We start from the raw sequence: 11,920 nt of genomic DNA, 5'->3' as shown, positions 1-11,920 counted from the left end.
TCTTATCCGGCCTACAGGATTGCACATGTAGGGCGGATAAGGCGTTTACGCCGCATCCGCCAGTGGCGCGGTGCAATTGCCGGATGCGACGCTTGCTGCGTCTTATCCGGCCTACAGGATTGCACATGTAGGGCGGATAAGGCGTTTACGCCGCATCCGCCAATAAATAACAACTAACAGGGAGTAAAGGCGATGGGAATTAACGAAATCATCATGTACATCATGATGTTCTTTATGCTGATAGCTGCCGTAGACAGGATCCTGTCGCAGTTCGGCGGTTCTGCTCGTTTCCTCGGTAAGTTCGGTAAAAGTATCGAAGGATCCGGCGGTCAGTTCGAAGAAGGCTTTATGGCAATGGGCGCTTTGGGCCTGGCTATGGTCGGTATGACCGCGCTGGCACCGGTACTGGCCCACGTACTCGGGCCGGTGATTATCCCGGTTTACGAAATGCTCGGCGCAAACCCGTCAATGTTCGCCGGAACACTGCTGGCGTGCGATATGGGCGGCTTCTTCCTCGCCAAAGAGCTGGCGGGCGGCGACGTAGCAGCGTGGCTATACTCTGGATTAATTCTCGGGTCGATGATGGGGCCAACGATTGTGTTTTCCATTCCGGTGGCGCTCGGCATTATCGAACCTTCTGACCGTCGTTATCTGGCGCTCGGCGTGCTGGCGGGCATTGTGACCATTCCGATTGGCTGTATTGCTGGTGGTCTGGTTGCTATGTACTCCGGTGTGCAGATCAACGGTCAGCCGGTGGAATTCACCTTTGCGCTGATCCTGATGAACATGATCCCGGTACTTATCGTTGCGGTGCTGGTGGCGCTGGGGCTGAAATTCATCCCGGAAAAAATGATCAACGGCTTCCAGATCTTCGCCAAATTCCTCGTTGCATTGATCACCCTCGGTCTTGCTGCCGCGGTAGTGAAATTCCTCCTTGGCTGGGAACTGATCCCCGGTCTGGATCCTATCTTTATGGCCCCTGGCGATAAACCCGGTGAAGTGATGCGCGCCATTGAAGTTATCGGTTCTATCTCCTGTGTTCTGTTAGGGGCGTACCCGATGGTATTGCTGCTGACCCGCTGGTTTGAAAAACCGCTGATGAGCGTCGGTAAAGTGCTGAATATGAACAATATCGCGGCAGCTGGCATGGTGGCAACGCTTGCCAACAACATCCCAATGTTTGGCATGATGAAGCAGATGGATACCCGCGGCAAAGTCATCAACTGCGCCTTCGCCGTTTCCGCTGCTTTCGCCCTGGGTGACCACTTAGGCTTCGCCGCTGCCAACATGAACGCCATGATCTTCCCGATGATTGTCGGCAAATTGATCGGCGGCGTAACGGCAATTGGCGTGGCGATGATGCTGGTGCCAAAAGAAGACGCGACCACGGCTAAAACCGAAGCGGAGGCGCAATCGTGAACACTAGCCAGCTACTGAGCGTCGGTATCGATATCGGCACCACCACCACCCAGGTGATCTTCTCCCACCTGGAGCTGGTTAACCGTGCGGCGGTGTCGCAGGTGCCGCGCTACGAATTCATCAAACGCGAAATTAGCTGGCAAAGCCCGGTGTTCTTTACCCCTGTCGATAAACAGGGTGGTTTAAAAGAAGCGGAACTGAAATCGCTGATTTTTGAGCAATATCAGGCTGCGGGCATTGCGCCGGAAAGCGTTGATTCTGGTGCCATCATCATCACCGGTGAAAGCGCGAAAACCCGCAACGCTCGCCCGGCGGTGATGACGCTCTCCCAGTCGCTGGGCGATTTTGTCGTCGCCAGCGCCGGGCCGCATCTCGAATCCGTGATCGCCGGTCACGGTGCCGGGGCGCAAACCCTTTCTGAACAACGGCTGTGTCGGGTACTGAATATCGATATCGGCGGTGGCACTGCGAACTACGCCCTGTTCGATGCCGGAAAAATCAGCGGCACCGCCTGCCTCAACGTCGGCGGTCGCCTGCTGGAAACCGACAGCCAGGGGCGCGTGGTTTACGCTCATAAACCGGGGCAGATGATTGTGGATGAGTGCTTCGGTGCAGGCACTGACGCCCGTTCGCTGACCGGCGCGCAGCTGGTGCAGGTTACCCGGCGGATGGCAGAGCTGATTGTCGAAGTGATTGACGGAACGCTCTCGCCGCTCGCGCAGGCATTGATGCAAACCGGTTTGCTGCCCGCAGGTGTTACGCCCGAAATCATTACGCTTTCTGGCGGCGTGGGCGAATGTTATCGCCACCAGCCCGCCGACCCGTTCTGTTTTGCCGATATCGGCCCGCTTCTGGCAACGGCGCTGCATGACCATCCGCGCCTGCGTGAGATGAACGTGCAGTTTCCGGCGCAAACCGTACGCGCCACGGTGATTGGCGCGGGTGCACATACCCTTTCGCTCTCTGGTAGCACAATCTGGCTGGAGGGCGTACAACTGCCGCTGCGCAATTTGCCGGTGGCGATCCCAATTGATGAAACGGATCTGGTGAGTGCCTGGCAACAGGCGCTGATTCAGCTGGATCTTTGCCCCAATTCTGACGCGTACGTGCTGGCGCTTCCCGCCTCGCTGCCTGTGCGTTACGCCGCGGTACTGACGGTCATCAACGCGCTGGTCGATTTCGTCGCGCGTTTTCCGAATCCGCATCCCCTGCTGGTGGTGGCCGGGCAGGACTTTGGTAAAGCTCTGGGCATGTTGTTGCGCCCACAGCTACAACAACTCCCGTTGGCAGTCATTGACGAAGTGATTGTCCGCGCGGGGGACTATATCGACATTGGTACGCCTCTTTTTGGCGGATCGGTTGTGCCGGTGACGGTGAAATCACTCGCATTTCCTTCCTGAGGGAACGACTTATGAAACTAAAGACCACATTGTTCGGCAATGTATATCAGTTTAAGGATGTAAAAGAGGTGCTGGCTAAAGCCAACGAACTGCGTTCGGGGGATGTGCTGGCGGGCGTTGCAGCGGCAAGCTCACAGGAGCGCGTGGCGGCAAAGCAGGTGTTGTCGGAAATGACGGTAGCGGACATCCGTAATAATCCGGTGATTGCCTATGAAGATGACTGCGTGACGCGGCTGATTCAGGACGACGTTAACGAAACGGCCTACAACCAGATTAAAAACTGGAGCATCAGCGAACTGCGTGAGTATGTGCTGAGCGATGAAACCAGCGTGGACGACATTGCCTTTACCCGCAAAGGGCTGACCTCGGAAGTGGTCGCGGCGGTAGCGAAGATTTGCTCCAACGCGGACCTGATCTACGGCGCGAAGAAAATGCCGGTGATCAAAAAGGCCAATACCACCATCGGTATTCCGGGCACCTTCAGCGCCCGCTTGCAGCCAAACGACACCCGTGACGACGTGCAAAGTATCGCTGCGCAAATCTACGAAGGGCTTTCCTTCGGGGTGGGCGATGCGGTGATCGGCGTCAACCCGGTGACGGACGACGTGGAAAACTTAAGCCGCGTGCTGGACACCATCTACGGCGTGATCGACAAATTCAACATTCCGACCCAGGGCTGCGTGCTGGCGCACGTCACCACCCAGATCGAAGCGATTCGTCGCGGCGCACCGGGCGGGCTGATTTTCCAGAGTATTTGCGGCAGCGAAAAAGGGCTGAAAGAATTTGGCGTGGAGCTGGCGATGCTCGATGAAGCACGCGCAGTGGGCGCGGAATTCAACCGTATCGCCGGGGAAAACTGTCTCTACTTCGAAACCGGGCAAGGCTCGGCGCTATCCGCTGGCGCGAACTTCGGCGCAGACCAGGTGACGATGGAAGCGCGTAACTATGGGCTGGCGCGTCATTACGATCCGTTTATCGTCAACACCGTGGTCGGCTTTATTGGGCCGGAGTATCTCTACAACGACCGCCAGATTATCCGTGCGGGCTTAGAAGATCACTTTATGGGTAAGCTGAGCGGCATCTCTATGGGCTGTGACTGCTGCTACACCAACCACGCTGACGCTGACCAGAACCTCAACGAAAACCTCATGATCCTGCTCGCCACCGCAGGCTGCAACTACATCATGGGGATGCCGCTGGGCGATGACATCATGCTCAACTATCAGACCACCGCATTCCACGACACTGCCACTGTGCGTCAGTTACTCAACCTGCGCCCGTCACCGGAGTTTGAACGCTGGCTGGAAAGCATGGGCATTATGGCAAACGGTCGCCTGACCAAACGGGCGGGCGATCCGTCACTGTTCTTCTGATGACGCGGAGATAACACATCATGGATCAAAAACAGATTGAAGAAATTGTACGCAGCGTGATGGCGTCAATGGGACAAGCGGCCCCCGCGCCGTCAGAAGCAAAGTGCGCCACCACCACCTGCGCGGCACCGGTGACCTCGGAAAGCTGCGCGCTGGACTTAGGCTCTGCGGAAGCAAAAGCGTGGATTGGTGTTGAAAACCCGCATCGCGCAGACGTATTAACAGAACTGCGTCGCAGCACCGTGGCCCGCGTTTGTACCGGTCGTGCCGGTCCGCGTCCGCGTACCCAGGCGTTGCTGCGTTTCCTGGCCGATCACTCTCGTTCGAAAGATACCGTACTGAAAGAAGTGCCGGAAGAGTGGGTGAAAGCGCAGGGCTTGCTGGAAGTCCGCTCTGAAATTAGCGACAAAAATCTCTACCTGACTCGTCCGGATATGGGCCGCCGCCTGTGTGCAGAAGCTGTTGAAGCCCTGAAAGCACAGTGTGTTGCTAATCCGGACGTGCAGGTCGTTATTTCTGATGGCCTGTCAACTGATGCGATCACCGTGAACTACGAAGAGATCCTGCCACCGCTGATGGCGGGCCTGAAACAGGCCGGGCTGAAAGTCGGTACGCCATTCTTTGTTCGTTATGGTCGCGTGAAGATTGAAGATCAGATCGGTGAGATCCTCGGCGCGAAAGTGGTGATCCTGCTGGTGGGGGAACGCCCGGGATTAGGGCAGTCAGAAAGTCTCTCCTGCTACGCCGTTTACTCGCCGCGTATGGCAACCACCGTTGAAGCCGATCGCACCTGTATCTCTAACATTCACCAGGGCGGCACGCCGCCGGTTGAAGCCGCAGCCGTCATTGTGGATTTGGCGAAACGTATGCTGGAGCAGAAAGCATCCGGCATCAACATGACCCGATAAGGAGGCATCATGCCAGCTTTAGATTTGATTCGACCGTCGGTAACCGCCATGCGGGTGATTGCCTCCGTTAACGCCGAATTTGCGCGTGAACTGAAATTGCCGCCGCATATTCGTAGCCTTGGGCTGATTTCTGCCGACTCCGATGACGTAACCTACATTGCGGCTGACGAAGCGACCAAGCAGGCGATGGTCGAAGTGGTGTATGGCCGCTCGCTGTATGCGGGAGCTGCACACGGACCGTCACCGACTGCCGGTGAAGTGCTGATTATGCTCGGTGGGCCAAACCCGGCGGAAGTGCGTGCTGGTCTGGATGCGATGGTTGCGCATATTGAAAATGGCGCGGCTTTCCAGTGGGCTAATGATGCGCAAGATACGGCATTCCTGGCACATGTAGTTTCGCGTACCGGTTCTTATCTCTCATCAACCGCCGGGATCACGCTTGGCGATCCGATGGCGTATCTGGTGGCACCGCCGCTGGAAGCGACCTACGGCATTGATGCAGCCCTGAAATCTGCCGACGTACAGCTGGTGACCTATGTCCCGCCGCCGTCTGAAACCAACTACTCGGCAGCATTTTTAACCGGTAGCCAGGCCGCGTGTAAAGCAGCCTGTAACGCCTTTACCGATGCAGTGCTGGAAATCGCGCGTAATCCAATCCAGCGTGCGTAACGGAGGTTGCCGATGATCAATGCACTGGGATTGCTGGAAGTGGACGGCATGGTCGCCGCGATAGATGCAGCGGATGCCATGCTCAAAGCAGCTAACGTTCGTCTGCTCAGTCATGAAGTGCTTGACCCTGGTCGCCTAACGCTGGTGGTGGAAGGCGATCTGGCGGCGTGTCGTGCGGCGCTGGACGCAGGTTGTGCTGCCGCGATGCGTACCGGGCGTGTCATCAGCCGTAAGGAGATCGGTCGGCCAGACGATGACACCCAGTGGCTGGTTACTGGCTTTAACCGCCAGCCGAAGCAACCCGTAAAGGAACCAGACGCGCCAGTTATCGTCGCGGAATCTGCTGACGAGTTGTTGGCGCTGTTAACATCAGTACGTCAGGGAATGACGGCAGGAGAAGTGGCAGCCCACTTTGGCTGGCCGCTCGAAAAAGCCAGAAATGCGCTCGAACAGCTCTTTTCTGCCGGGACGTTACGTAAACGCAGTAGTCGTTATCGTCTCAAGCCCCATTAACCTGTCGGAGGTGCCGGGTGTCCTACAACACCCGGCATTAACATCATGAAAAAGACCCGTACAGCCAATTTGCACCATCTTTATCATGAACCCTTACCCGAAAACCTGAAGCTCACGCCGAAGGTCGAAGTGGATAATGTTCATCAACGACAGACAACGGATGTCTATGAACATGCTTTGACGATTACCGCCTGGCAGCAGATTTACGATCAGCTGCATCCGGGCAAGTTTCATGGTGAATTTACGGAAATTCTACTCGATGATATTCAGGTTTTTCGTGAATACACCGGTCTGGCGCTGCGTCAGTCGTGCCTGGTCTGGCCGAACTCGTTCTGGTTTGGCATTCCGGCGACGCGCGGTGAGCAGGGATTTATCGGTTCGCAATGTCTGGGAAGCGCAGAAATAGCGACGCGCCCTGGTGGAACCGAGTTTGAATTAAGTACGCCGGACGATTACACGATCCTGGGCGTAGTGCTTTCTGAAGATGTCATCACCCGTCAGGCTAACTTTTTGCATAATCCGGATCGGGTATTACATATGCTGCGTAGCCAGTCGGCGCTGGAAGTGAAAGAACAGCATAAAGCCGCGCTGTGGGGCTTTGTCCAACAGGCGCTGGCGACGTTTTGCGAGAACCCGGAAAATCTCCATCAGCCTGCAGTGCGAAAAGTGCTGGGGGATAATTTGCTAATGGCGATGGGGGCGATGCTGGAAGAAGCGCAACCAATGGTGACGGCGGAAAGCATCAGTCATCAGAGTTACCGTAGATTACTTTCCCGCGCCCGTGAATATGTGCTGGAAAATATGTCTGAGCCGGTGACGGTGCTGGACTTGTGTAATCAACTGCATGTCAGCCGCCGCACGCTACAAAACGCGTTTCACGCTATTTTAGGCATTGGCCCAAATGCGTGGTTGAAACGCATTCGCCTGAACGCCGTACGCCGCGAACTGATAAGCCCTTGGTCGCAAAGCACAACGGTAAAAGACGCCGCCATGCAGTGGGGATTCTGGCATCTGGGGCAATTTGCCACGGATTACCAGCAGCTGTTTGCCGAGAAGCCGTCGTTGACGTTGCATCAGCGGATGCGGGAATGGGGGTGAGGGAGTTACACCCAATCCCTGACCTTAATAAACTCACTTAACGCCGCTTCCGGACTGCCATCTTCTGGATGATAATCGTACTCCCAGCGTACCAGCGGCGGCATTGACATCAGGATCGACTCGGTGCGCCCGCCGGTTTGCAGGCCAAACAGCGTGCCGCGATCCCATACCAGGTTGAATTCGACATAGCGACCGCGCCGATAAAGCTGGAAATTGCGCTCGCGCTCGCCGTAGGCCATCGCTTTACGCCGCTCTACAATTGGTAAATAAGCGTTGGTGTAGCCTTTGCCTACCGCCTGCATAAAGGCAAAACAGTGGTCGAAATCTGGGGTGTTCAGATCATCAAAGAACAGCCCGCCAATGCCGCGCTGTTCGTTGCGATGTTTGAGGTAGAAGTATTCGTCGCACCACTTTTTGTAACGGGGATAAACGTCTTCACCAAATGGCTGGCACAGGTCACGGGCGGTGCGGTGCCAGTGAATGGCGTCTTCTTCAAATCCATAGAAAGGGGTTAAATCGAAGCCGCCACCAAACCACCAGACGGGTTCGGCACCCGGTTTTTCGGCAATAAAAAAGCGCACATTCGCGTGGCTGGTGGGAACATACGGATTATGCGGATGCACTACCAGTGAAATGCCCATCGCCTCGAAACTGCGCCCGGCAAGTTCCGGGCGATGAGCGGTGGCGGAAGCAGGCATCGCCTCACCGTGGACATGTGAAAAGTTGACACCCGCCTGTTCGAAAACACCACCATTACGCAAAACCCGACTACGCCCGCCGCCGCCAGCTTCGCGCTGCCAGCTATCTTCGACAAACTCTGCGCCATCGACGGCGCTCAGCTGCTGACAAATTGTATCCTGAAGGTTGAGCAGGAACTGTTTAACCTGGTGTGCGTCGGGTTTCATCACTTACCGCTTTCTCGAGTGTGCTTTCTGGTTGTCAAACCAGTGGAAATAACTGATCACGCCTTCGGCAATCGCTGTGGCGATTTTCTGGCGAAACGCCGCAGTGCCTAACAGCCGCTCTTCTTCTGGGTTGGTGATAAACGAGGTTTCCACCAGCACCGAAGGAACCGACGGCGATTTCAACACCACAAACGCGGCTTGTTCGGTGTTGCGGCTGTGCAGTTTATGCACCGGCTTAATCTTTTTCAGAATATGCGAGCCGAGCGTCAGGCTGTTTTTAATAGTATCGGTTTGCACCAGATCAAACAGCACTTGCTGCAATAGGTGATCCTTGTCAGTCGCCTTTTTACCGGCAACTTCATCGGCGCGGTTTTCGCGTTCAGACAGGTATTTCGCCATTGCGCTACTTGCCCCACGGTTAGAGAGGGCAAATACCGAAGCACCGGCAGCTTTCGGGTTGGTAAAGCCGTCGGCATGAATTGACATAAACAGATCTGCGCCATGTTTATGGGCGATTTCAACGCGATCGTATAGTGGGATAAACGTATCGCCAGAACGCGTTAAACGCGCATCAATGCCATGATTACGCAAAATGGAACGGACGTTTTTAGCAATCGCCAGCACCACATGTTTTTCTTTCGAACCGTTGCGCCCGATCGCTCCGGTATCAATCCCGCCGTGGCCTGGATCGAGAACAACGACACGTTTGCCGCCAGATTTTTTGGCTTTCGGCTTGCTGTGTCCGTTGCTGGTTTTTAAAGGTTCGTCTTTGGCGATGGCTTGCGACATTCCTGACAACGTCAGCGCTGCAAGTCCTGCTTTCAGCACCTGGCGGCGCGAAGTGAGTGTTTTTAGTGGTTTAAAAGTGCTCATACGGCCTGAGTTGTAATAATAAAGTTCCAGATGTTATATCGTATCGCGTAATCCGTTACGACCGTTTGCTGATGAGAATTGTTTTACTTTTCATTTCAATAGTTGACAACTCCCCATTATGCCACTTTTTCAACCGATTTTCGTCAGATATTGGCTAATTCGACCGTTCACGCCATAATCAGCCTTTTAACCCGCAAAAAGGTAACGAATACCATGGAGATACGCGTATTTCGCCAGGAAGATTTCGAAGAGGTCATCACCCTTTGGGAGCGTTGCGACTTGCTGCGTCCGTGGAACGATCCGGAAATGGACATCGAGCGTAAGATGAACCATGACGTCAGTTTGTTTCTGGTCGCTGAGGTGAACGGTGAAGTGGTCGGAACGGTGATGGGCGGTTATGACGGGCATCGCGGGTCTGCTTATTATCTTGGCGTGCATCCAGAGTTTCGTGGGCGTGGGATTGCTAATGCGTTGCTTAATCGGCTGGAGAAAAAGCTGATTGCTCGCGGCTGTCCGAAAATTCAGATCAACGTGCCGGAAGATAACGACATGGTGCTCGGAATGTATGAACGCCTGGGATATGAACACGCCGACGTGCTGAGTCTGGGTAAGCGTTTGATTGAAGATGAAGAGTACTGAGTTTCATCCTGTCCATTATGATGCGCACGGTCGCCTGCGTTTACCCTTGCTCTTCTGGCTTGTGCTATTGCTTCAGGCGCGAACCTGGGTGCTGTTTGTCATTGCCGGTGCGTCGCGCGAGCAGGGTACTGCGCTGCTAAATCTGTTTTATCCCGATCACGATAATTTCTGGCTGGGGTTGATTCCCGGTATTCCGGCGGTGCTGGCATTTTTGCTGAGTGGTCGGCGGGCTTCATTTCCCCGTATCTGGCATGTGCTCTATTTTCTGTTGCTGTTGGCGCAAGTGGTTTTACTTTGCTGGCAACCGTGGCTGTGGCTGAACGGTGAATCCGTTAGCGGTATCGGTCTGGCGCTGGTAGTGGCGGATATTGTGGCGTTAATCTGGCTGCTGACCAATCGACGTTTACGCGCTTGTTTTAATGAAGAAAAAGAATAACGGCACTTTTTGGTGAATTTGCACTCCAAGCAACGTTATTGAATAACCAAAGGAAGTGACATGAAATCGCTGCGTTTAATGTTATGCGCTATGCCGTTGATGCTGACCGGCTGTTCCACGATGTCGTCAGTTAACTGGTCTGCCGCTAACCCGTGGAACTGGTTTGGGTCGTCCACCAAAGTGAGCGAGCAGGGCGTGGGTGAATTAACGGCGTCCACACCACTGCAAGAACAACCCATTGCCGATGCGCTTGATGGCGATTATCGCCTGCGCAGCGGAATGAAAACCGCGAACGGCAACGTGGTGCGCTTTTTTGAAGTGATGAAAGGCGACAACGTGGCGATGGTGATTAACGGTGATCAAGGCATGATCAGCCGCATTGATGTGCTGGATAGCGATATTCCTGCTGACACCGGTGTTAAAATCGGTACACCGTTTAGCGACCTTTACAGCAAAGCATTTGGCAATTGCCAAAAAGCTGATGGTGATGATAATCGTGCCGTCGAATGTAAAGCCGAAGGCAGTCAACATATTAGCTACCAGTTCAGCGGGGAATGGAGTGGTCCTGAAGGGTTAATGCCTTCGGACGATACCCTGAAAAACTGGAAAGTCAGTAAAATTATCTGGCGGCGTTAATTTGCGTCTGAACAAACCGCCGCCGCGAAAAAACACGTAAAATAGCGCCCAACAATGCCACGGATTGCGTGGCATTCTTATTTTCAGGAGGAACAATGTCTCAGGTTCAGAGTGGCATTTTGCCAGAACATTGCCGCGCGGCGATTTGGATCGAAGCCAACGTGAAAGGGGAAGTTGACGCCCTGCGTGCGGCCAGTAAAACATTTGCCGACAAACTGGCAACTTTTGAAGCGAAATTCCCGGATGCGAATCTTGGTGCGGTGGTTGCCTTTGGTAACAACACCTGGCGCGCTCTGAGCGGCGGCGTTGGGGCCGAAGAGCTGAAAGATTTTCCGGGCTACGGTAAAGGCCTTGCGCCGACGACCCAGTTCGATGTGTTGATCCACATTCTTTCTCTGCGTCACGACGTAAACTTCTCTGTCGCTCAGGCGGCGATGGAAGCCTTTGGTGACTGCATTGAAGTGAAAGAAGAGATCCACGGCTTCCGTTGGGTTGAAGAGCGTGACCTGAGCGGCTTCGTTGACGGTACAGAAAACCCGGCGGGTGAAGAGACGCGCCGCGAAGTGGCGGTTATCAAAGACGGCGTGGATGCGGGCGGCAGCTATGTGTTTGTGCAGCGTTGGGAGCACAACCTGAAGCAACTCAACCGTATGAGCGTTCACGATCAAGAGATGATGATCGGGCGCACTAAAGAGGCCAACGAAGAGATTGACGGCGACGAACGTCCGGAAACCTCTCACCTGACCCGCGTTGATCTGAAAGAAGATGGCAAAGGGCTGAAGATTGTTCGCCAGAGCCTGCCGTACGGCACCGCCAGTGGCACTCACGGTCTGTACTTCTGCGCCTACTGCGCGCGTCTGCATAACATTGAGCAGCAACTGCTGAGCATGTTTGGCGATACCGATGGCAAACGTGATGCGATGTTGCGTTTCACCAAACCGGTCACTGGCGGCTATTACTTCGCGCCGTCGCTGGACAAGTTGATGGCGTTGTAATCGTTTCTGATTCGATGATTAAAGGCCAGCCAGTATCACAACTGACTGGCCTTTTT

General features: G+C 54.7%; 13 protein-coding genes. 11 read left to right on the top strand and 2 right to left on the bottom strand.

The genetic code is table 11. The features are described from left to right. Positions 1 to 192: 192 nt before the first annotated feature. Genes eutH through eutR form a run of 7 tightly spaced genes read left to right on the top strand, consistent with a single transcriptional unit; the run spans position 193 to position 7,380 of the window. Positions 193 to 1,419 carry an ethanolamine utilization protein EutH gene (eutH, locus tag G434_RS16305; RefSeq protein WP_000512389.1) on the top strand — a complete coding sequence of 409 codons (1,227 nt, stop codon included), beginning with the start codon at positions 193 to 195 and terminating at the stop codon, positions 1,417 to 1,419. Beyond that, entirely contained in the window at positions 1,416 to 2,819 is a 1,404-nt protein-coding gene (gene eutA / locus G434_RS16310) for an ethanolamine ammonia-lyase reactivating factor EutA (RefSeq protein WP_001098120.1), read from the top strand. The genes eutH and eutA overlap by 4 nt, the downstream gene beginning before the upstream one ends. Before the next feature lie 11 nt (positions 2,820 to 2,830). Next, positions 2,831 to 4,192: an ethanolamine ammonia-lyase subunit alpha gene (eutB, locus tag G434_RS16315; protein ID WP_000769961.1), complete on the top strand. Its 1,362-nt coding sequence runs from the start codon at positions 2,831 to 2,833 to the stop codon at positions 4,190 to 4,192. A gap of 20 nt (positions 4,193 to 4,212) precedes the next feature. Then, positions 4,213 to 5,100 carry an ethanolamine ammonia-lyase subunit beta gene (gene eutC / locus G434_RS16320; protein ID WP_000372321.1) on the top strand — a complete coding sequence of 296 codons (888 nt, stop codon included), beginning with the start codon at positions 4,213 to 4,215 and terminating at the stop codon, positions 5,098 to 5,100. A gap of 9 nt (positions 5,101 to 5,109) precedes the next feature. Continuing rightward, positions 5,110 to 5,769 (top strand): ethanolamine utilization microcompartment protein EutL, encoded by a 660-nt coding sequence (gene eutL / locus G434_RS16325; protein ID WP_001111043.1) that lies wholly within the window; start codon positions 5,110 to 5,112, stop codon positions 5,767 to 5,769. A 12-nt stretch (positions 5,770 to 5,781) separates the two neighbouring features. After that, the gene (gene eutK, locus G434_RS16330) at positions 5,782 to 6,282 is read left to right on the top strand and encodes an ethanolamine utilization microcompartment protein EutK (RefSeq protein WP_001295463.1); all 501 of its coding nucleotides are present in this window, start codon (positions 5,782 to 5,784) and stop codon (positions 6,280 to 6,282) included. A gap of 45 nt (positions 6,283 to 6,327) precedes the next feature. Beyond that, positions 6,328 to 7,380, top strand: coding sequence for an HTH-type transcriptional regulator EutR (gene eutR / locus G434_RS16335; protein WP_000753709.1), 1,053 nt, complete (start codon positions 6,328 to 6,330; stop codon positions 7,378 to 7,380). A 5-nt stretch (positions 7,381 to 7,385) separates the two neighbouring features. Here eutR and hemF read toward each other — a convergent pair whose 3' ends face one another. Together hemF and amiA are read right to left on the bottom strand one after the other, a co-directional pair. Then, the gene (gene hemF, locus G434_RS16340; protein ID WP_001309639.1) at positions 7,386 to 8,285 is read right to left on the bottom strand and encodes an oxygen-dependent coproporphyrinogen oxidase; all 900 of its coding nucleotides are present in this window, start codon (positions 8,283 to 8,285) and stop codon (positions 7,386 to 7,388) included. Positions 8,286 to 8,288: 3 nt separating this feature from the next. After that, complete coding sequence (amiA, locus tag G434_RS16345) at positions 8,289 to 9,158, bottom strand: N-acetylmuramoyl-L-alanine amidase AmiA (protein ID WP_000102892.1); 870 nt, start codon at positions 9,156 to 9,158, stop codon at positions 8,289 to 8,291. Between the two features lie 213 nt (positions 9,159 to 9,371). Between amiA and G434_RS16350 the strand changes: the two genes are divergently transcribed. The 4 genes from G434_RS16350 (at position 9,372) to yfeX (ending at position 11,864) form a co-directional block, all read left to right on the top strand. Then, positions 9,372 to 9,797, top strand: coding sequence for a GNAT family acetyltransferase (locus G434_RS16350; RefSeq protein WP_000406000.1), 426 nt, complete (start codon positions 9,372 to 9,374; stop codon positions 9,795 to 9,797). Next, positions 9,784 to 10,233: a DUF2919 domain-containing protein gene (locus G434_RS16355; RefSeq protein ID WP_001296281.1), complete on the top strand. Its 450-nt coding sequence runs from the start codon at positions 9,784 to 9,786 to the stop codon at positions 10,231 to 10,233. Before G434_RS16350 ends, G434_RS16355 begins: the two co-directional genes overlap by 14 nt. A 60-nt stretch (positions 10,234 to 10,293) precedes the next feature. Further along, on the top strand, positions 10,294 to 10,869 hold the full coding sequence (locus G434_RS16360) for an RpoE-regulated lipoprotein (RefSeq protein WP_000838958.1): 576 nt from the start codon (positions 10,294 to 10,296) through the stop codon (positions 10,867 to 10,869). 95 nt (positions 10,870 to 10,964) lie between these two features. Continuing rightward, positions 10,965 to 11,864: a porphyrinogen peroxidase gene (yfeX, locus tag G434_RS16365; protein WP_001309638.1), complete on the top strand. Its 900-nt coding sequence runs from the start codon at positions 10,965 to 10,967 to the stop codon at positions 11,862 to 11,864. Positions 11,865 to 11,920: the final 56 nt, after the last annotated feature.

The sequence above is a fragment of the Escherichia sp. KTE172 genome, from assembly GCF_000408845.1.
In the GTDB taxonomy this organism is placed as follows: Bacteria; Pseudomonadota; Gammaproteobacteria; order Enterobacterales; family Enterobacteriaceae; genus Escherichia; species Escherichia coli.
Note: the sequence above shows the minus strand (reverse complement) of the source record. Positions and strands in the feature narration are given on the sequence as shown.

Coding starts and splice junctions, on each gene's coding strand:
- eutB (WP_000769961.1), top strand. CDS start 2,831: ATGAAACTAAAGACCACATTGTTCGGCAATGTATATCAGTTTAAGGAT.
- eutC (WP_000372321.1), top strand. CDS start 4,213: ATGGATCAAAAACAGATTGAAGAAATTGTACGCAGCGTGATGGCGTCA.
- amiA (WP_000102892.1), bottom strand. CDS start 9,158: ATGAGCACTTTTAAACCACTAAAAACACTCACTTCGCGCCGCCAGGTG.
- hemF (WP_001309639.1), bottom strand. CDS start 8,285: ATGAAACCCGACGCACACCAGGTTAAACAGTTCCTGCTCAACCTTCAG.
- eutH (WP_000512389.1), top strand. CDS start 193: ATGGGAATTAACGAAATCATCATGTACATCATGATGTTCTTTATGCTG.
- eutL (WP_001111043.1), top strand. CDS start 5,110: ATGCCAGCTTTAGATTTGATTCGACCGTCGGTAACCGCCATGCGGGTG.
- yfeX (WP_001309638.1), top strand. CDS start 10,965: ATGTCTCAGGTTCAGAGTGGCATTTTGCCAGAACATTGCCGCGCGGCG.
- G434_RS16350 (WP_000406000.1), top strand. CDS start 9,372: ATGGAGATACGCGTATTTCGCCAGGAAGATTTCGAAGAGGTCATCACC.
- G434_RS16355 (WP_001296281.1), top strand. CDS start 9,784: ATGAAGAGTACTGAGTTTCATCCTGTCCATTATGATGCGCACGGTCGC.
- eutK (WP_001295463.1), top strand. CDS start 5,782: ATGATCAATGCACTGGGATTGCTGGAAGTGGACGGCATGGTCGCCGCG.
- eutR (WP_000753709.1), top strand. CDS start 6,328: ATGAAAAAGACCCGTACAGCCAATTTGCACCATCTTTATCATGAACCC.
- G434_RS16360 (WP_000838958.1), top strand. CDS start 10,294: ATGAAATCGCTGCGTTTAATGTTATGCGCTATGCCGTTGATGCTGACC.